Source organism: Bacillus sp. CGMCC 1.16607, from assembly GCF_042683745.1.
GTDB lineage: Bacteria > Bacillota > Bacilli > Bacillales > Cytobacillaceae > Pseudoneobacillus.
Window position 1 is genome coordinate 224,177 of record NZ_JBHUJX010000012.1, and the last position, 19,557, is coordinate 243,733.

Genomic DNA, 19,557 nt, shown 5'->3' on the forward strand with positions numbered 1-19,557 from the left:
AGCTTATTTAAATGGACTCTCTATTAATCATTACGATTTTAGTTGTCATTGGGGCTCTTGTATTTGACTTTATTAATGGTTTCCATGACACAGCAAATGCTATTGCCACTGCAGTTTCAACTAAGGCTTTAAAACCGCGCCATGCGATCATCATGGCTGCGTTCATGAACTTTCTAGGTGCTATGACCTTTACAGGTGTAGCGAAAACGATTACAAAAGATATTGTGGATCCATTCACATTGCAAAACGGATCTCTTGTCATTCTAGCTGCGTTAATTGCCGGAATCGCCTGGAATTTAATTACCTGGTATTATGGAATACCGAGTAGTTCTTCCCATGCGATTATTGGATCAATCGCCGGGGCTGCCATTGCTGCAGCAGGTTTCAGTTCATTAAATTATGCTGGATTCTTAAAAATATTGCAGGCACTCATCTTTTCACCGATCATTGCCTTCGTCGCAGGATATATTGTATACAGTATTTTTAAGATCGTATTTAAAAATAATAATTTAACGAAAACGAATCGTAATTTTCGATTTGTCCAAATCGCTACTGCTGCATTACAATCCTATACACATGGAACAAATGATGCGCAAAAAGCAATGGGGATTATTACGATGGCTCTTATTGCAAACAATTATCAGCAATCAACAGATATTCAAACATGGGTTCAAGTATCCTGTGCACTTGCCATGGGACTTGGAACTTCTGTAGGTGGATGGAGAATCATCAAAACGGTTGGTGGAAAAATCATGAAAATTCGCCCAGTTAATGGGGTAGCTGCTGATTTAACAGGAGCAATGATCATTTTCGGTGCCACATACATTCATTTGCCTGTTAGTACAACACATGTTATTTCTTCCTCGATTTTAGGAGTAGGATCTGCACATCGCTTAAAAGGGGTAAAATGGGGAACAGCCCAACGAATGTTAGTAACATGGGTAATTACCTTACCAATCTCAGCAACATTAGCTGCACTTGTATATTTTCTGTTAAATTTAATTTTTTAATTATAAAAAAGCCGGAACTCTCAATTGTTCCGGCTTTTTGTGTAATCTAGTTGTTTTCCCAGCCGGTTCCTCCACATTCTTGTTACCTAATCTTCTTAAGATTTAGGTTTGTGTGGCAGACTAGAACGAATGTTCCTTTTTATACTGAGATCAGCATGATCACGGTTATATCAAGAGTCTTGCTCAACTTTTCGCCCATGATAAAATCGTTTATCCTCTACCAATTGGTTTTCTTTCGCTGAGAGGACTTCTGGTTTAATTTCTATAATGGATGTTTTACTCCCTAGAGACGATCGGTACTTTTCTACGTGGGTTGGAGATAAAGACTGTGCATAGTAATTTGGCACATATTTTTCCAACATTTTCTGCATTACTTCTGTCGCTTTTGATAAATCCGTTAATAGCTCAGCTTTTCCAAAAATCATCACACTCATATAGGCAGTGTCCGTTTTTGCTGGAACTGGATCTGCCATCGTTCCATAACTTTCACTAACGGTAAAACAAACATTAGAATTTATCCTTATTATATCCATCTTCTTTCCTTCGGTCGCACCGTGAAAATAAATTTTCCCGTCAAACCAAACATAATTCAAAGGAACAACATAAGGGAAATCCTCATACGAAATCCCTAAATAACCAGTTTCGGTTTGTTGTAAAAAAGAGTCAATTTTCAATTGATCCGTACATTCAAGTTTTTTCATTCTCATCATTTTTCATCAACCTTTCTACTATTCGTGTTACAATCATTTTAAAAAATAATTGACCTATTCAAAAGTGACAGATTTTTTAAAAATAAGAGGGGCAGATGGAGAAAAAATATGGAACGAACACCTTTTTTAGATGAAAATTCATCAACACCTTTATATGTACAACTGTATGAATATTTTAAAAATGAAATTGAAAATCAACGTATTCCCATGAACAGTAAATTACCGTCGATCAGACAGCTGGCGCTTCATTTAAAAATTAGCCGTAACACTGTAGAAACTGCGTACCAACAATTGCATGCTGAAGGTTATGTGGAAAGTAAGCCAAAAAGTGGGTTAATAGTTGTTGAAATAGAAGATGTATTCATTTCAACAACTACGAAAAAAGAGCAAATTTCTCCTGTCTTGCCGCAAAAAGAACAAACTTACATTGATTTTCAATATGGTGAAATTGATGCAAGCAAATTTCCAATTAAGGAATGGAAAAAGTGTTTAGTCAATGTGACGAATTATTCCTATGGTGACAAACAGGGCCATATCGGCTTGAGAGAGGAAATTGCCACTTATTTATTTCAATCTAGAGGAGTCGAATGTCAAGCAGAGGATATTCTTCTATGTGCAGGAACTCAAGCATCGATTCTCCTCCTTACACAATTGCTTCATTTATTTAATCAAAAGGTTGCATTTGAAAACCCTGGTTATGACGGTGCACGTTTAGTCTTTCAGAGACAGCAATGCGAAATGATTCCAATTTCAATAGAAGACGATGGAGTAAATATACATGAAGTCGAAAAAAGTGGAGCGAAAGCCCTCTATTTGACGCCGTCCCATCAATTCCCGTTAGGAATGGTTTTGTCCATTACAAAACGAAAAAAGCTTTTACAATGGGCGGAAAAAGAAAATAGCTATCTGATCGAAGACGATTATGACAGTGAATTCCGTTATCTTGGGCAACCAATCCCTTCTTTAAAGTCATTGGACTTCCAAGAGCGGGTGATCTATTTAGGTACGTTCTCAAAAGCCTTTCTTCCCGCAACAAGAGTTAGTTATATCGTTCTACCAAAAACAATAATGCAAAAATATAAAAATGAATTCCACTTTCTAAATCAATCTGTTTCTCCAATCATCCAAGAAGCTCTTTACCAATTTATGAAAAAAGGTGAATTCGCTAAGCATATTCGTCGAATGAGGAAATGCTATCAAATGAAACATAAAGTACTGTTAAATAGTTTAAATCACCATTTTGGTCATCAAATAAACATCATTGGGCAAAAAGCTGGTTTACATCTATTGGTTCAATTGCATGGACAAGCGGCAGAAGAATTGATTTTTAAAGCAGAAAGTGTTGGAGTAAAAGTTTATCCAACAAATACATTTTGGCTAAACCCAATGATTGATGATGGAATGACCATTATGCTTGGATATGGTGGTTTATCTGAATACGAAATAGAATTAGGAGTCCAAAAATTAAAATTCGCTTGGCTAGGATAACCTATATATAGGGGAAGAATGATCAAAAAATTGTCCATTTCACATGTACATTTTTTAAAAATATGATAAAGTATATTTAGAAAACCTTTGCTATAACAAGGAAGAAAACGTTTTCACCTGTCCATTTAACGTGAACAGCTGTTTTTCTTATACAGACATTTTTTAAGGAGGATCTATTAATGTCAAAGAAACTAAATCAATTTTTAACAGAGAACCTAGAAGATCTTAAAAGTAAAGGTCTATATAATGAGATCGATCCGCTAGAAAGTCCAAATGGACCATTGATCAAAATTAAAGGAAAAGAATTAATTAACCTATCTTCCAATAACTATCTTGGATTAGCTACGGACGAAAGACTAAAAAAAGTAGCAAATGAAGCTGTTGAGAAGTACGGGGTAGGTGCAGGTGCCGTTCGTACCATTAACGGGACATTAGAATTACATACGAAATTAGAAGAAAAATTAGCCGAATTTAAGCATACAGAAGCAGCCATCGCCTATCAATCTGGATTCAATTGTAATATGGCAGCCATTTCTGCTGTTATGGATAAAAATGATGCGATCCTTTCTGATGAATTAAATCATGCTTCCATCATTGACGGCTGTCGTTTATCAAGAGCCAAAATTATTCGCTTTAACCATTCCGACATGGAGGATTTGAGAGCTAAGGCGAAAGAAGCAACGGAGTCAGGCCAATACAACAAAGTAATGGTCATTACTGATGGTGTTTTCTCGATGGATGGTGATATTGCTAAACTTCCTGAAATCGTTAAAATCGCCGAGGAGTTTGACCTTATTACTTATGTCGATGATGCTCATGGTTCAGGGGTTTTAGGTAGTGGAGCAGGTACCGTTAAACATTTTGGTTTATCGGATAAAATTGACTTCCAAATTGGAACATTATCTAAAGCAATCGGAGTAGTTGGTGGGTATGTCGCAGGGAAGAAAGATTTAATCGACTGGTTAAAAGTACGTAGCCGTCCATTCCTATTCTCTACTTCATTAACTCCTGCGGATGTCGCTGCATCGATTAGATCAATCGAAATTTTAATGGAAAGCACGGAGTTAAATGAACGCTTATGGGAAAACGGAAACTATTTGAAAAAAGGACTAAAAGACCTTGGTTTTAATATCGGAGACAGTGAAACGCCTATTACGCCATGTATTATTGGTGAGGAAGTAAAGACGCAGGCATTTAGTAAGCGATTATATGAAGAAGGTGTCTATGCTAAAGCGATTGTTTTCCCAACGGTTCCACAAGGTACTGGTCGCGTTAGAAACATGCCTTCTGCTGCACATACGAAAGAAATGCTAGATCAAGCAATTGCTATTTATGAAAAAGTAGGAAAAGAATTAGAAATTATCTAGGATAAGCATTTTTCAAGACAACATCATGGAGGCAATGTATGAAAAAGATTTTAATTACGGGAGCTTTAGGGCAAATCGGATCAGAACTTACAGGTACACTTCGTAATATTTATGGAAATGACAATGTTTTAGCGACAGACATTCGTAAAAATGAAAGTGATGCAGCCAATACTGGTCCTTTTGAAATTTTAGACGTAATGGACGGCCAAAAGATGGTCGACTTAGCAAAGAAATATGAAGTGGATACGATCATTCATATGGCAGCACTTTTGTCAGCAACTGCTGAAGCAAAGCCAGTATTTGCTTGGAACTTAAACATGGGTGGTTTGATGAATGCACTGGAAACAGCAAGAGAGTTGGGCTGCCAATTTTTCACACCAAGCTCAATCGGTGCATTCGGTCCGACTACGCCAAAGGATAACACCCCACAAGATACGATTCAACGACCAACAACGATGTATGGTGTAAACAAAGTAGCAGGAGAATTACTTGCTGATTATTACTACTATAAATTCGGAGTAGATACTCGTGGGTTACGTTTCCCTGGATTGATTTCGTACGTCACACCAGCTGGTGGCGGTACAACTGATTATGCTGTAGATATTTATTATGAAGCAATCAAAAATGGCAGATATACGTCTTATATTGATAAAGGTACTTATATGGACATGATGTATATGCCAGACGCATTAAACGCGATTGTAAACTTAATGGAAGCAGATGCGAGTAAACTAAAGCATCGCAATTCATTTAATGTCACTGCGATGAGCTTTGACCCAGAGGAAATTGCTGCTGAAATTAAAAAGCATATCTCTGGATTTGAAATTTCTTATGAAGTTGATCCTATCCGCCAAGGAATTGCCAATAGCTGGCCAAATTCCATTGATGCAACAGCAGCAAAAGAGGAATGGGGATTCAAAGCTGAATATGATTTAGCTAAAATGACGAAGGACATGCTTGAAAAACTTGCAGTTAAATTAAAATAGGATTGGCAATCAAAATCGCTCAGAGGTGAACTCTAAGCGATTTTGTTGTTGCAGTTATTTACTTAACAAAAATAAGCTTTTCTTTCTTTTCAATCACTTTCCCAATGATTGCTGCATGCTCCAATCCATGTACATGTAATTCCGCTACATAATGCAATGCCGCTTCTTCAGTCATGGAAACGAGTAGCCCTCCAGAAGTGATCGCATCACAAAGGACCAATTGCTCTTCAGAAGTTAAAATACTGAAATCGATATCATTCTCCAACCATTTTAAATTCGATTTTGAACCGCCAGGCACGACACCATTTTTTGCAAGTTCATATGTACCATCTAAAACAGGAACCGACTGAAGGTTGATTTCAAAGCTCACTTCACTTCCACGCGCCATTTCACTACTATGACCAAGTAAACCGAATCCTGTAACGTCTGTAACGGCATGTGGATCATATTTTTTCAACAACTCAGCAGCTGTTTTATTTAACATCGCCATTGTTTCAGTTACAACTTTTTCTTGCTCATCCGTTACAGCACCGCGTTTAATTCCGGTTGTCAAGATTCCAACACCAATTGGTTTTGTTAAAACAAGAACATCACCAGGTTGTGCACCGACATTTTTCCAAACTTTCTTTGGATGGACAATCCCTGTTACGGATAAACCAAATTTCGGCTCTTGATCATCGATCGAATGTCCACCAACTGTTAGTGCTCCAGCTTCCTTTACTTTATCAGCCGCTCCATTTAGGATTTGTGCTAATAATTCGGAGCCAAGTTTTTTTATCGGGAAGCCAACGATATTCAGAACCGTTTTCGGCTCTCCGCCCATCGCATACACATCACTTAATGCGTTAGCAGCAGCTATTTGTCCAAACATATATGGATCATCGACAATCGGTGTAAAATAGTCAACGGTTTGTATTAAGGCAATCGTGTCTGTTAATTGATACACTCCTGCATCGTCGGATGTTTCGTTTCCGACGAGTAATTCTGGAACAGCTTCTTGCTTTGGTAAAAGACGCAAAACTTGCGCCAAGTCCTCAGGACCAATTTTACAGCCTCAGCCTGCTTTCGTTGATAATGAGGTAAGGCGAATTTTTTCCTGCTCACTCATAAAACCACCTCCATAGACAAGTATATCTTTAAATGGTCCTTAAAGCATAATAGAAACAAATCATTTGCGGAAAAATAATGATTGTACTAAAATATCAATACATTCACGATTAAGAATATTCGTGAAATAAGAATTTAGGAGTGAAGAAATGAATAAGTACGAAGTAAAAGTCGAATTCTGCATGATGTGAAACTACGCACCAAAAGCCGCGAGTTTCGCGGAAGAACTATTTAACCATTTCCGTGCCAACGTTCCAAAGCTAGAACTAATGCCTAGTTCAGGAGGAGCCTTCGAAATAACGGTTAACGGAACTAAAATTTATTCCAAGTTAGACACAGGTGTATTCCCAAACACTCAAGAAATGATTCAAAAAATAGAAAGTCTTTAACACATTAACGCATCGGGGGTCTGACCCCCGATGCGTTAATGTGTTAAAGGAATCGTTTTTCGAATATAGGTCGTGGTATAATAGAAATGAACGATATTTAAAGGAGTTTTCATTGTGAAAGAGTGGCTTCGCCTTATTCCAGCAATACATGAGTGGAAAGCAAATCAACGTTTTTTGGACATAATTGATCAATCTGGTCTAGATGAATATGAACTAACTAATCAACTTCGAAATGTTATCGAAAACATACGTACACAATTATTAAACAATACATGGACAGGATCTAAGCCAGATACGAAAGTATTTATAGATGAGATGTTTACTCTATTAGAAGAGAAAGTGACACACAGCTTTGACTATACTTTAAAAAGAGTAATCAATGGAACCGGAACAATCTTACATACAAACTTAGGAAGATCACGTTTAAGTCAAAATGCAATTAATCATGTAATTGAGACAGCAAGACACTATTCTAATTTAGAATACGAATTAGATGTGGGGAAACGGGGCTCGAGACATTCCCACGTCGAATCTTTAGTGAAAATACTTACGGGCGCAGAAAGTGCAATGATCGTAAATAATAATGCAGCTGCGGTTTATTTAATTTTGCGAGCACTTGCACACCAAAAGGAAGTTATTGTCTCAAGAGGTCAATTAGTTGAAATTGGCGGCTCTTTCAGAATCTCTTCCATAATGGAAGAAAGCGGAGCAACATTAGTAGAAGTAGGAACTACGAACAAAACACATTTAATCGATTACGAAAATGCAATTAATGAAAATACAAAGATGATCTTAAAGGTACATACCTCCAATTTTAAAACCATCGGCTTCACCAAAACGGTTGAAACAGATAAACTTGCAGCGCTTAAGAAAAAACACGAAGATGTAATTTTTTACGAAGACTTAGGAAGTGGGCTCTTATATGACTTCAGTCAACATGGCATTGGGGAAGAACCTGTTGTAAAAAAAGTCATTGAAATGGGTGCTGATCTTGTTTCTTTCAGTGGCGACAAGCTATTAGGCGGTCCACAAGCAGGAATCATTGCGGGGAAAAAAGAATGGATCGACAGGTTGAAAAAGCATCAGCTAGCCAGAGTACTCCGTGTCGACAAAATGACACTTGCTGGTTTGGAAGGAACTCTTCTTGATTACTTAAAAGGGGAGAAAGGAAGAAGGAATATCCCTGTATTTCGTGACATGATGTGGAATCAAGAAGAATTATTGAACCGAGCTGAAAAAATGATGAATCGTATCACAAACACTGCACCACAATATCATGTTTCCATACGAGATGATTATAGTCAGGTAGGTGGGGGAACGATGCCTGATGTTTTACTTTCTACCGTAGTAATTGCACTAAAACATGATAACTTCTCCACCGAAACTTTAGCCAAAAAGTTAAGAACGGAACAACAGCCAGCCGTAGTTGCTCGTATTCAAAATGATGAACTAATCATTGATTTACGAACGGTCGAAACAGAAGAAGAAGAAATCATATTAGATCGTTTAATACGAATAAAGTAGATAAATTAATCGAAAGCTACAGGCCAAAAACCTGTAGCTTTATTTGTGTATTCTAATCGAATGTCTTGCACAAGCGAATTCGATGTTAAAAAGGACTTTCAGCTTTTCTACATATCATGATGTGAATTATGTTTTTGTCTTGTATGGTTACGATTTTTCACCTTTTTTGAGCCGCTTAAAGGTTCTGGTTGTCCAGATTGTTTTGGTGCGTTTTTACGCATGTCTTTTCCATCATTTTTATTAGTCATTGTTATCCCTCCTCAAAGTTAGGATGCTAATCAGCACTATTTTTATTCTTACAAATAATTCTTGAATAATTTTTTTTGCACTGCACAATTTAACCTTACATAAATCAACAAGGAGTGAATGTACATGCCATATAATAAAAATAAGCAACAAGCATTTCAAGCAGCACAACAAGGTGTGGAGGATGCTCAAGAGCTCTATCATGAGATCGTTCGTGATAGTGCGAGCTATGGTCATCAATTAAAGCATTTGAAACAAGAGGTTAATGAAGCATACCAACAAATTGAAAATGCTTTAGAAGTTGCCTCTGAGCATCAAAGAGCACAATTAGAAAGATTTCAACAAGATTTACAACAAATGGTGAACGAAGTAAATATCGATTAAATACAAGAACAGGTCCCTTATACATTTAAGGGACCTAAAATCATGAGCTTACTTCACTACTACTGATTTTTCTTACGCTTCTTATTATTTTGCTTTTGAGCTTCTGTTAACGGCTCATTTGCAAGCTCTTCATTAAATCCTGCACCCATTCCTTGAGCACTTGCAGCATTCGCACCAGGAATCACATGATTTGCCTTTCTTTTTGCCAAAATTGACACCTCCATATGCAGCATTGTTCAAGGGAATATATTTTTCAACAATAAATGTTAAAATTTCCCCTTTATACAAATAGCTTCCCCGATAAAAACATAAATTTGCATGCAAAAATATTTTATTACAAAAATGGTTTGATATAATGAAATAGAAAGGAAAAATAAATGAGAAGTTGATTCTCCATTATTCAAAGAACTTTTGATAAGAAAAACTTATCAAAATCTATAACTTACTTGTTATTTACTTATGTAATTGGTTGTATTAACATAAGAATTGTAAGAGAAGTGAGGATGGATGGGAATGTTCACACTTTTCGACCTTTCATTTACATTTTGGTTTATTTAGTCAAGGGGGTAATAAATTTGTCAAAAGATGTTTTCAATGCACGTCGTTCGTTTGAACTAAACGGCAAAACTTATCATTACTACAAACTATCTGCACTTGAAGATGCAGGAATTAAAAACGTATCAAAGTTACCTTATTCCATTAAAGTGTTACTTGAATCCGTTCTTCGTCAACATGACGGACGCGTGATTACAAAAGAACATGTTGAAAATTTAGCAAAATGGGGAACAAGCGAAGTGAAGGAAGTGGATGTACCATTCAAACCTTCTCGTGTTATCCTTCAAGACTTCACAGGTGTACCAGCAGTCGTAGACCTTGCTTCTTTACGTAAAGCAATGGCTGATATGGGTGGGGATCCTGATAAAATTAATCCAGAAAAAACTGTGGATCTTGTTATTGACCACTCTGTTCAAGTTGACCAATATGGTACAGCTGATTCTTTAGAAGCGAATATGGTTCTTGAATTCGAACGTAATGCAGAGCGTTACCAATTCCTAAGCTGGGCTCAAAAAGCATTCAATAACTACCGTGCAGTCCCACCAGCAACAGGTATTGTTCACCAAGTTAACCTTGAGTTCCTTGCTGATGTTGTTACTGTTTCTAAAAATGCTGATGGTGAATTAGAAGCTTATCCAGATACATTAGTAGGTACAGACTCTCATACAACAATGATCAATGGTATCGGCGTTCTTGGATGGGGTGTTGGTGGTATTGAAGCAGAAGCAGGAATGCTTGGTCAACCATCTTATTTCCCAGTTCCAGAAGTTGTTGGGGTTAAATTAACTGGCGAGCTTCCAAACGGAGCAACTGCAACTGACTTAGCATTAAAAGTAACTCAAGTATTACGTAGTTCAGGGGTTGTTGGTAAATTCGTAGAATTCTTCGGACCTGGAGTTCCTTCATTGCCATTAGCTGACCGTGCAACGGTAGCAAACATGGCACCTGAGTACGGAGCAACTTGCGGATTCTTCCCAATTGACGAAGAATCACTTGATTACTTACGTCTAACTGGACGCGATGAAGAACAAGTTCAAGTAGTTGAACAATATTGCAAAGAAAACGGCTTATTCTTTGATCCAAGTGTTGAGCCAGTGTATACAAATGTGATCGAAATCGAACTTTCTGAAATCGAAGCAAATCTTTCTGGTCCTAAGCGTCCACAAGATTTAATTCCTCTTTCTAACATGAAAGAAGCATTTGTTAAAGCGGTTAGCGCTCCTCAAGGTAACCAAGGCTTTGGTTTAAATGCAGATGAGCTTGACAAAGAAGTGGCTGTGAAATTTGATAACGGTGACGAAACAGCAATGAAAACAGGTGCCGTTGCCATTGCATCGATTACAAGTTGTACAAATACTTCTAATCCATACGTACTAGTTGGTGCTGGATTAGTAGCTAAGAAAGCTGTTGAACTAGGCTTAGAAGTTCCTAAATTTGTTAAAACATCTTTAGCACCAGGATCTAAGGTAGTTACTGGTTACCTTCGTGACTCAGGTTTACTTCCATACCTTGAGCAATTAGGCTTTAACCTAGTAGGTTATGGTTGTACAACATGTATCGGTAACTCTGGTCCATTAAAAGACGAAATCGAAAAAGCTGTTGCTGAAAGCGACTTATTAGTAACATCTGTTCTTTCTGGTAACCGTAACTTTGAAGGACGTATTCACCCACTAGTTAAAGCGAACTATTTAGCTTCACCACCACTTGTTGTTGCTTACGCAATTGCTGGTAATGTGAATATCGATCTTCAAAAAGAAGCAATCGGTAAAGATAAAAATGGCAATGATGTCTTCTTAAAAGATATTTGGCCAACGACTGCAGAAGTAGCTGATGTTGTAAAACAAACAGTAACTCCTGAATTATTCCGTAAAGAGTATGAAAACGTATTTGGTGATAACGCTCGTTGGAACGAAATCAAAACTAGCAATGAGCCATTATATACATTTGATGAGAACTCTACTTATATTCAAAATCCTCCATTCTTTGAAGGATTAACAGCAGAGCCAGGTGAAGTAAAACCTTTATCAGGACTTCGTGTTGTAGCTAAATTTGGAGATTCCGTTACAACTGACCATATTTCTCCTGCAGGTGCAATTGGTAAAAATACACCAGCTGGAAAATATTTATTAGAAAACGGAGTAGAGCCTCGTGATTTCAACTCTTATGGTTCTCGTCGTGGTAACCATGAAGTAATGATGCGCGGAACATTTGCTAACATCCGTATCCGTAACCAAATCGCTCCTGGTACAGAAGGTGGAGTAACAACTTACTGGCCAACTGGCGAAGTTACACCGATCTATGATGCTTGTATGCAATACAAAGCTGATGGAACAGGCTTAGTTGTATTTGCTGGTAAAGACTATGGAATGGGATCTTCTCGTGACTGGGCAGCAAAAGGAACAAACCTATTAGGTATCAAAACAGTTATCGCTGAAAGCTTCGAGCGTATCCACCGTTCTAACCTAGTGTTAATGGGTGTTCTTCCACTTCAATTTAAAGAGGGCGAAAGCGCTGATACTTTAGGATTAACTGGTAAGGAACTAATCGACGTTCAGGTTGACGAAAATGTAAAACCTCGTGATCTTCTGAAAGTGACAGCTACAGATGAAGCTGGCAACAAGAAAGAATTCGAAGTACTAGTACGTTTTGATTCTGAAGTTGAGATCGACTACTACCGTCACGGTGGAATTCTACCAATGGTATTACGTGAAAAATTAAAAGCATAATAAATTGACTGCCCTACAAGATCTGTAGGGCAGTTTTTTAATATCCTAGTCCATTATAATGATCGTATGACTATCTCAATTTATATTCTTATGATAGATTTAAGATGAATGGGGTGATCAATATGGAATCCTTTTTATTGGGACCATTTACAATTAAGTTTATCTGGCTTTTTTTACTAGCTGGATTGTTTTTGGCATATATTATTATGGATGGATGGCTGATGAAAGATCGAACGCTGAATAAGAATTTTTTATATCAAATCATCCTTAATAGTATAATGGTTGTTTTCATTACATATAAATTTAGTTTTTTACTTTTTAGACCAGCTATTCTCTGGGAAAATCCAATTGGAATTCTTTATTTTACAGGTGGTAGTAAAGGAATGGTCATTGGATTTATTCTGGCTTTACTTTATCTTATTAGACAGTTTCACCTTCATCAAATGAATCATTGGCGCTATTGGAGAATCATTGTTTACGGATTCGTCACATTTACAGTGAGTTACTACATTGTGCAAACCATCTTTTCCTTGTTAATATAGGAGTTAAGAATAAACAATAAAGGAGTGATCAGCATTGATTAAAAAAGTCATTGCTGCTGTCGCACTGATCGCCTTATTTACAGTGGCAATCGTACAAGCTATGGATAAAAAAGCAGCTGAAGAGAAACTGATTGATTCACAAGAAGTAACTGGATTGACCATTGGTGTAAAGGCTCCAGATTTCGAATTAAAAACATTAGATGGCAAAAGTGTAAAGCTATCCGATTTTCGTGGGAAGAAAGTGATCCTGAATTTCTGGGCTACTTGGTGCCCTCCGTGTAAGGCAGAAATGCCTGAAATGCAAAAATATCACGAAGAGGCTAGTAAAGACGCCGTTATATTAGCTATCAACATCGATCCTCAACTAAAGGTACAAGAATTTGTAGACGATATGGGCATAACCTTTACCATCCCACTAGATGAAGAAGATACAGTGAATTCTGTTTATCAAGTTTTAACAATCCCAACAACTTATTTTATCGATACAAAAGGGATTATCCGAGCTAAACATATCGGTGCGATGACTTACGATTACATGAAAGAAAGTGTTTCACAAATAAAGTAAATTCTATTTAAGAACTTAACCTCGGTTGAGTTCTTTTTTTAATGTGTGATGACCGACATTTTGATGGTTGTTGAACCACGTTTTATCGTTCATTTAAAGCGTGTTGTCGTAATAGTTCGATGAAACCTTCAGTATATTAATTACCTCCTAAATTTTCAAAAAGTTGTAATAATTCCGCACAGATTTGGAAACAATAATTACGAATAGAGAGAAGGATGTGAAGAAAATGAGAAAACCTAGAAAACGTTCATTCGCAGAGCTTGTCCTAGAAAATAAGCGACAACTTATGAAGGATAGAGACGCGTTAAATAAAATCGAGGAAAGAATTGAGGAAAAGCGGTTAAGCAGAGCGGATTAACCAATTAATTCCTACTATCATAAAACCCCTATGAGGGCATACTTCTACTGAGGGGTGATAGTCGTGAGCAATCCAAAAGGACCAAATCCAAAACGGTTTAAACCGGATCATATTGGCACTCAGCCAAGAGGCTTTGGCGGTAATAAAGGGAAGCAAATGCAAGATAAGTCTGGTCAGCATCCACAAGTGATTCAGACTAAAGGAGAATAACCATACCTAACTCTCACTAGTCCATGGGCTAGTGAGTATTTTTTTAAAAAAATAGCTCCATTATTTTCCTGTGATACAAATGATTATTCATCACATACTAGTTTTGTACCAGTATTATCATTTTGGGAGGAACTCATGATGACTTATAATAACAAACCAAAACCTGATGATCGCTCCGACAATGCAGAAAAACTTCAATCAATGGTCGAAGACACGATACAAAATATCGAAAAAGCAGAAGAGTCATTACAATTGGCTAATAATGACACTCAACGGGCACAAATTGAAGCAAAAAATGAGCGAAGACGTGAAAGTATTGAATCCATGCGTGCAGAAATTCAAGATGAATCTTAATCCATATTACTAAGGGAGCCTAAAAGCTCTCTTTTTTCATGTCCAAAGTGATTTATGTTAAGATATATTTAAAAATAAAAGAAGTGATCAAATGAAACAACGTGTGTCAAATTATACTACATCATTAAAAGAACAAATCAAACAATGGGATGAAGAGATAAAGGATTTCGGAGCAGTTTCTGATGAACGCGAAATCTACCTTGTATTAAAAGATTTAAATGAAGATGCCGAGCCCGTTCTTTATTCAAAAATATTAACCATTTTAGCCATTTCACGTGCTAAAAATGATGAGAATGCTTCAATCATTCAAACTTGGCTAGAAAAAGCATTAGCCATTGACCCGAATAACCAAATTGCAAAAGAGTTCATACTGAAAGATCACTGGAAGGCATTTCATAACAAATTTGATACTTTACATTTTCCCCTTTTTCGAGAAACGGATAATCAAGCTGCGAAGAAGAAAATGGTTGATGAATATATACAAATTTGCCGTGAATTTCTTGAAACAGTTGATGATACAATGGATGAGTTGAACAAGCAGTATGAACTCATCTTACAAAATAATCAGGAAAATATGTTATTTAATATAGAAAAGATTAGGGATTTGTATCAACAGATGTTTGAGGAAATAAGTAATCTTTTGAAAGCATTAATTGAATTTGATGAATCGTTTACAGGTGTTTTCTATGCATCTGTCCATTATGAAAATGTAAAAAGTCATCTTTCAAACATTAATTCATTAAAATCAGAATGGGAAGAGATTTTTATAAAGGAAGATAATACGAAGATAGAGAGAGAAACGAAAGCTTTAGATCAATTAAATGAGATGATTGGTCTACATACTGTAAAAGAACGAATAAACGATTTCTATTCGTTTCTTAAATTTATTAAATCTAGACAATCTTTAGGATTTCAAACGAAAGATGAATTAAGTTTAAATATGATTTTGACAGGGAATCCAGGAACAGGGAAAACAACATTAGCGAGACTACTGGCAAAAATCTATCATGAGCTAGGAGTTTTACCTCGTGAAGAAGTGATTGAAACGAATCGATCACAGCTTGTCGGATCCTATGTAGGTCAAACGGAAGAAAACGTTCAGGCGATCGTCAAGAAAGCAGTCGGTGGCGTGTTATTTATCGATGAAGCTTATAGTTTGAAGAGAGAAGGACAATCTGGAAATGATTATGGTCAAACAGCCATTGATACGCTTGTTTCACTTATGACAAGCCAGGAGTACAGTGGTAAATTTGCGGTTATTCTAGCTGGATATCCAGATGAAATGAGACAGTTTTTAGAGTCAAATACTGGTCTTCGAAGTCGATTCCCAAGCTCCAATTTCATTCATCTTCCTAATTATTCAACAGATGAATTACTCCAAATTGCTGACAAAATAGCGCAATCCAATGATTTTATATTAACCGATGAGGCAAAGGTAGAATTGGCACAGCGCTTAGAGAAAGAAAAGGTAGATGATTCATTTGGAAATGCTCGAACGGTTAAAAATCTTGTCCTAGAAGCGATTTTTCGAAAAGGGTCAAACCGAATCGATAACGATGATTCTTTTATTAATTATATTGTACTTGACAAAGAAGATTTTCAAATGAACGATGAAATAATAAAAACGAATCCACTTGAACAATTAAATCAATTAATAGGTTTAGAAAATGTGAAAAAAGAAGTCGAATCTCTTTTAGCATTTGTAAAGGTTCAGAAACGCAGACATGAAAGCGGGCTCCCCATCGTACCTATTCAGCTACATGCTGTCTTTACCGGAAACCCTGGAACAGGGAAAACAACGGTTGCTAAAATCTATGCTGACCTCTTAAGGGAATACGGAATTTTAAAAAGGGGCCACTTAATCATTACAAGTAGAGCGGATTTTGTTGCTAGTTATGTAGGACAAACCGCGATAAAAACAAAGAAGAAAATTAGAGAAGCATTAGGCGGAGTTTTATTTATTGATGAAGCTTATTCTCTTTTCAGTCCATCAAGCGGGGATTTTGGAAAAGAGATGATTGACACGTTAGTAGATGAAATGACAAAACATAACGAAAATCTAGTCATAGTCTTAGCAGGGTATCCGATTGAAATGGAACAACTTTTACAAAGTAACCCAGGCTTAAAGTCACGATTTAAGAAATTTTTCTTATTTCCAGATTACTCAACAGAGGAACTTGTTAAAATGATGGAGAAGTATGGGAAACGTTATCAATACGAGTTAACAGATGCTGCTAAAAAATATTTGCAAACCGAAATAAAAGGGAAACATCTAGGAGCAAATGGAAGATTTGCAACAAATTTAATGGACGAAGCGATTCAAGCTCAAGCCGTTCGGTTAGTGGCAGAATCTTCTAGTGATATCCTTTCACCAACAACCTATTTAGAGAAGACGGATGTCCAAAATGCTTTAGAAAAAGTGGGAAGAGGAGAGTAAAATGATGTTAGTCTCAACGAAAGAAATAGAAGTACGTTATGCTGAAACAGATCAAATGGGTGTCGTTTACCATGCAAATTATCTTGTTTGGATGGAAGTAGGAAGAACGAAATTAATTCAAGACCTTGGATTCAATTATGCGGAAATGGAAAAGGACGGTATCATTTCACCTGTTCTTGATATTCAAATTTCTTATAAAAAACCACTTCGATACGGTGAGATTGCCTATGTTCATACGTGGATTGAAGAATACGACGGTCTTAGAGTGACATACGGCTATGAAATTTTTACAAATGACAGAGAACTTGCCATTACTGCAACTTCCAAACATGTATGTGTAAAAAAAGAAAATTTCCGTCCAATCTCCGTTCGAAAGCTTTATCCAGATTGGCATCATGCCTATGAAAAAGCAAAAAAACAACAATTTATTTAGAAAGATATGCAAACTTTTTTGTACTTCGAAAATTTTCTAGCGCAAGCGTCAAGCCCCGACGTAAGGGATGTACTAGTGTCGACAAAGCGACAGGACGTTGCGCTAATGTCGACCACAAGGTCAAATGGCGCCCCAAAGATGAGGTTAAAGAGCAAACCTCAGCTTTGGGTCAGCATTTGCTTGTCGGGGCTGATCAAGGCGCTTACGCTTTTATACTGGTGGTGATTTCATTGGCATTTGGTCTAAAGAAGGAACAAGTCAAAGAGTGGAAACGAAAAATCGATGAGGGTGAGATCGCTTTTTTAACACATTATTGGTTGGATGAACGATTTCCAGCTTGTAAAACAGTTACAAAAGTGGGTTGCCGAGACTTGAAAAAGCTTGAAGAGTGGGGAAGAAAGTATCAGTTACAAAGTTCGTGGATTCATCACAGAGCGGATGGATATTCTCATTTTGATTTACTAGGCGAAAAGCAAAAAACGATTCTTTCTAAGGAAGGACTACTAGATCACATTTGGTAAAGATATAAAAATGAGCATTTCATAAATTGAAATGCTCATTTTTTGCTTTTTATAAAGAATATTCGAATTCAGGTTCTTCCCATTTAGTATTTAACTTTACACGTAAATCATGATTGTCGAAATACCACAAATCCTTTTCCTCAATATAAAACAAAATACCTTCGACAGTAGTCTTTGCACCAATATCCGTCGGTTCCTCTTTTTCTATTCCTAAAGAAAAGCCCTTTTGAACCGTGCTTAATCCACCATATCGGACAAAAAAGCGGATTTTATCACCATTTTGTAATGACATTTCTGATTTATACCAATCTGCTGCATCTTTTGTGACTTCTATTTTCATTGTAAGACATCCTTTCCAATCCGATTTGTCATTTATTTTAACCATTCTGTCATATGAAGCATAATTTCTTCATTTTGTTTTACAGCATTCTTTAAGCCGTATGGTGAAGCATTCTTTAAAGGAACAATCCGATATTCCTTTAATCGTTTATTAGACACAAAGGTTGGGAGAAAGGTAGGATTGGATAACTCAATTTTCGTTCCATTTGCGTTTACATGTTTTGTGATGTCAATCGTAGCAAGGCCACCAATATCCTTATAATCCCACATTTGTCCGGATAGGAAATTACCTAATGAATAAACGATAAATGTGTTGCGATCATCTTTAGTTTTCAGCATGTCCATCGGTTGGAGGACATGTGGGTGATGGCCGAAAATGATATCAGCTCCTTCATCTGCCAAATATTGTCCTAGTTCTTTCTGTTCGTTTGTTGGAAAACGTTGATATTCATTCCCCCAATGAATACTCATCACGACAACATCCGCTACTTCCTTGGCTTTATGTATTTCCTCTTTCATCTTATTTTTATCAATCAAATTCACTAAATATTCCTTACCCTCTGGGACGGGGATTCCGTTTGTACCATATGAATATGCAAGAAAAGCGAGCTTTACTCCATTTTTTTCGATGATTCTTAATGTATTTTGATCTTCCTTATCTTTAAAAAAACCTACATATGGCATTCTAACTTTTTCATAATAATCGATTGAACTTAAAACTCCTTTTTCACCTTTATCAAGTGAATGGTTATTTGCAGTAGAAACAATGTCTACTCCTGCATCAATCAAAGCATCCCCTACTTCTTTAGGGCTATTAAACGTAGGATAACTTGATAAACCCATTTCTACCCCACCGAGAACAGTTTCTTGATTTGCAAGCAGAAGGTCAGGGCTTTGCAAGGAGTTCTTTACATGTTGGAACATTGGTTTAAAGTTATAGCCAGAAGCCGTATGGGCATCCTCATAAACCCAATCATGAATTAATATATCTCCAATGGCACCTAATGTCAGGTTTGTCGTCCATTCCTTTCCACTTAAGGAAACTTCTTTGTCTTGGTGTTTCGAAACCTCATACACGATTTCCTCTCGAGATTCTTGATACATATTTATCAGTAGTAGGGAAGAAATCATAATAAGCCCTACAATAAAAAGAATCGAGAAGATGAAAGAACGTTTTTTCATTTACTACTCCTTTGAAAAATTAGGCATATCTATCTAAAGATAAATATAATATATAAAATTGTCGAATGGTGGATTTTTTTAAAAATTTTCCATAAAAATTGAACAAAGGGCTTCAAATTGAAAC

The 19,557-nt window shown here is 36.7% G+C and carries 21 protein-coding genes and 1 pseudogene; 16 read left to right on the top strand and 6 right to left on the bottom strand.

Translation table 11 applies throughout. The annotated features are described in order from the left end of the window. The first annotated feature begins 11 nt into the window (after positions 1–11). A complete protein-coding gene (locus tag ACFSO7_RS08305) occupies positions 12–1,010 on the top strand; it encodes an inorganic phosphate transporter (RefSeq protein ID WP_377876840.1) in 999 nt (332 codons plus the stop codon). Between the two features lie 170 nt (positions 1,011–1,180). Here the strand turns inward: ACFSO7_RS08305 and ACFSO7_RS08310 are convergent, their stop codons facing one another. Continuing rightward, positions 1,181–1,717, bottom strand: a complete 537-nt coding sequence (locus tag ACFSO7_RS08310; RefSeq protein ID WP_483861709.1) for a pyridoxamine 5'-phosphate oxidase family protein — start codon at positions 1,715–1,717, stop codon at positions 1,181–1,183. Positions 1,718–1,828: 111 nt separating this feature from the next. Here ACFSO7_RS08310 and pdxR point away from each other — a divergent pair, with 111 nt between their 5' ends. From pdxR to ACFSO7_RS08325, 3 genes are all read left to right on the top strand, one after another. Next, positions 1,829–3,208 (top strand): MocR-like pyridoxine biosynthesis transcription factor PdxR, encoded by a 1,380-nt coding sequence (gene pdxR / locus ACFSO7_RS08315; RefSeq protein ID WP_377876842.1) that lies wholly within the window; start codon positions 1,829–1,831, stop codon positions 3,206–3,208. Positions 3,209–3,387: 179 nt separating this feature from the next. Next, complete coding sequence (locus tag ACFSO7_RS08320) at positions 3,388–4,575, top strand: glycine C-acetyltransferase (RefSeq protein WP_377876843.1); 1,188 nt, start codon at positions 3,388–3,390, stop codon at positions 4,573–4,575. 38 nt (positions 4,576–4,613) lie between these two features. Beyond that, on the top strand, positions 4,614–5,561 hold the full coding sequence (locus ACFSO7_RS08325; RefSeq protein WP_377876844.1) for an L-threonine 3-dehydrogenase: 948 nt from the start codon (positions 4,614–4,616) through the stop codon (positions 5,559–5,561). Positions 5,562–5,619: 58 nt separating this feature from the next. Here the strand turns inward: ACFSO7_RS08325 and selD are convergent, their stop codons facing one another. After that, complete coding sequence (selD, locus tag ACFSO7_RS08330) at positions 5,620–6,669, bottom strand: selenide, water dikinase SelD (RefSeq protein WP_377876845.1); 1,050 nt, start codon at positions 6,667–6,669, stop codon at positions 5,620–5,622. A 202-nt stretch (positions 6,670–6,871) separates the two neighbouring features. Between selD and ACFSO7_RS08335 the strand changes: the two are divergent. Together ACFSO7_RS08335 and selA are read left to right on the top strand one after the other, a co-directional pair. After that, positions 6,872–7,057 (top strand): annotated as a pseudogene (locus tag ACFSO7_RS08335) (Rdx family protein); the annotation flags it as partial. 114 nt (positions 7,058–7,171) lie between these two features. Further along, the gene (gene selA / locus ACFSO7_RS08340) at positions 7,172–8,581 is read left to right on the top strand and encodes an L-seryl-tRNA(Sec) selenium transferase (RefSeq protein WP_377876846.1); all 1,410 of its coding nucleotides are present in this window, start codon (positions 7,172–7,174) and stop codon (positions 8,579–8,581) included. Positions 8,582–8,688: 107 nt separating this feature from the next. On the opposite strand, the gene ACFSO7_RS08345 is transcribed toward selA, so the two are convergent. Then, a complete protein-coding gene (locus ACFSO7_RS08345) occupies positions 8,689–8,829 on the bottom strand; it encodes a small acid-soluble spore protein P (RefSeq protein ID WP_230494712.1) in 141 nt (46 codons plus the stop codon). Positions 8,830–8,953: 124 nt separating this feature from the next. On the opposite strand from ACFSO7_RS08345, the gene ACFSO7_RS08350 reads away from it, so the two are divergent. Continuing rightward, positions 8,954–9,211 carry a DUF2524 family protein gene (locus ACFSO7_RS08350; protein ID WP_377876847.1) on the top strand — a complete coding sequence of 86 codons (258 nt, stop codon included), beginning with the start codon at positions 8,954–8,956 and terminating at the stop codon, positions 9,209–9,211. 59 nt (positions 9,212–9,270) lie between these two features. Here the strand turns inward: ACFSO7_RS08350 and sspO are convergent, their stop codons facing one another. Next, positions 9,271–9,420, bottom strand: a complete 150-nt coding sequence (gene sspO, locus ACFSO7_RS08355) for a small acid-soluble spore protein O (RefSeq protein WP_377876848.1) — start codon at positions 9,418–9,420, stop codon at positions 9,271–9,273. Positions 9,421–9,786: 366 nt separating this feature from the next. Here sspO and acnA point away from each other — a divergent pair, with 366 nt between their 5' ends. The 9 genes from acnA (at position 9,787) to ACFSO7_RS08400 (ending at position 17,912) form a co-directional block, all read left to right on the top strand. Beyond that, positions 9,787–12,492, top strand: coding sequence for an aconitate hydratase AcnA (gene acnA / locus ACFSO7_RS08360; RefSeq protein WP_377876849.1), 2,706 nt, complete (start codon positions 9,787–9,789; stop codon positions 12,490–12,492). 122 nt (positions 12,493–12,614) lie between these two features. Further along, the gene (locus tag ACFSO7_RS08365) at positions 12,615–13,034 is read left to right on the top strand and encodes a hypothetical protein (RefSeq protein ID WP_377876850.1); all 420 of its coding nucleotides are present in this window, start codon (positions 12,615–12,617) and stop codon (positions 13,032–13,034) included. A 34-nt stretch (positions 13,035–13,068) separates the two neighbouring features. Beyond that, positions 13,069–13,599, top strand: coding sequence for a peroxiredoxin family protein (locus ACFSO7_RS08370; protein ID WP_377876851.1), 531 nt, complete (start codon positions 13,069–13,071; stop codon positions 13,597–13,599). A gap of 226 nt (positions 13,600–13,825) precedes the next feature. Continuing rightward, a complete protein-coding gene (locus ACFSO7_RS08375; protein WP_377876852.1) occupies positions 13,826–13,957 on the top strand; it encodes an FbpB family small basic protein in 132 nt (43 codons plus the stop codon). A gap of 63 nt (positions 13,958–14,020) precedes the next feature. Beyond that, positions 14,021–14,167: an acid-soluble spore protein N gene (locus ACFSO7_RS08380; protein ID WP_377876853.1), complete on the top strand. Its 147-nt coding sequence runs from the start codon at positions 14,021–14,023 to the stop codon at positions 14,165–14,167. A gap of 138 nt (positions 14,168–14,305) precedes the next feature. Then, positions 14,306–14,521 (top strand): small acid-soluble spore protein Tlp, encoded by a 216-nt coding sequence (tlp, locus tag ACFSO7_RS08385; protein WP_377876854.1) that lies wholly within the window; start codon positions 14,306–14,308, stop codon positions 14,519–14,521. Between the two features lie 91 nt (positions 14,522–14,612). Continuing rightward, entirely contained in the window at positions 14,613–16,958 is a 2,346-nt protein-coding gene (locus ACFSO7_RS08390; RefSeq protein ID WP_377876855.1) for an AAA family ATPase, read from the top strand. A 4-nt stretch (positions 16,959–16,962) separates the two neighbouring features. Continuing rightward, complete coding sequence (locus ACFSO7_RS08395) at positions 16,963–17,391, top strand: acyl-CoA thioesterase (RefSeq protein ID WP_377876970.1); 429 nt, start codon at positions 16,963–16,965, stop codon at positions 17,389–17,391. Positions 17,392–17,621: 230 nt separating this feature from the next. Beyond that, positions 17,622–17,912: a hypothetical protein gene (locus tag ACFSO7_RS08400; RefSeq protein ID WP_377876856.1), complete on the top strand. Its 291-nt coding sequence runs from the start codon at positions 17,622–17,624 to the stop codon at positions 17,910–17,912. Positions 17,913–17,961: 49 nt separating this feature from the next. Here ACFSO7_RS08400 and ACFSO7_RS08405 read toward each other — a convergent pair whose 3' ends face one another. Then, positions 17,962–18,252 (bottom strand): HesB/YadR/YfhF family protein, encoded by a 291-nt coding sequence (locus ACFSO7_RS08405; protein WP_377876857.1) that lies wholly within the window; start codon positions 18,250–18,252, stop codon positions 17,962–17,964. Between the two features lie 32 nt (positions 18,253–18,284). Next, positions 18,285–19,433: a CapA family protein gene (locus ACFSO7_RS08410; RefSeq protein ID WP_377876858.1), complete on the bottom strand. Its 1,149-nt coding sequence runs from the start codon at positions 19,431–19,433 to the stop codon at positions 18,285–18,287. Positions 19,434–19,557: the final 124 nt, after the last annotated feature.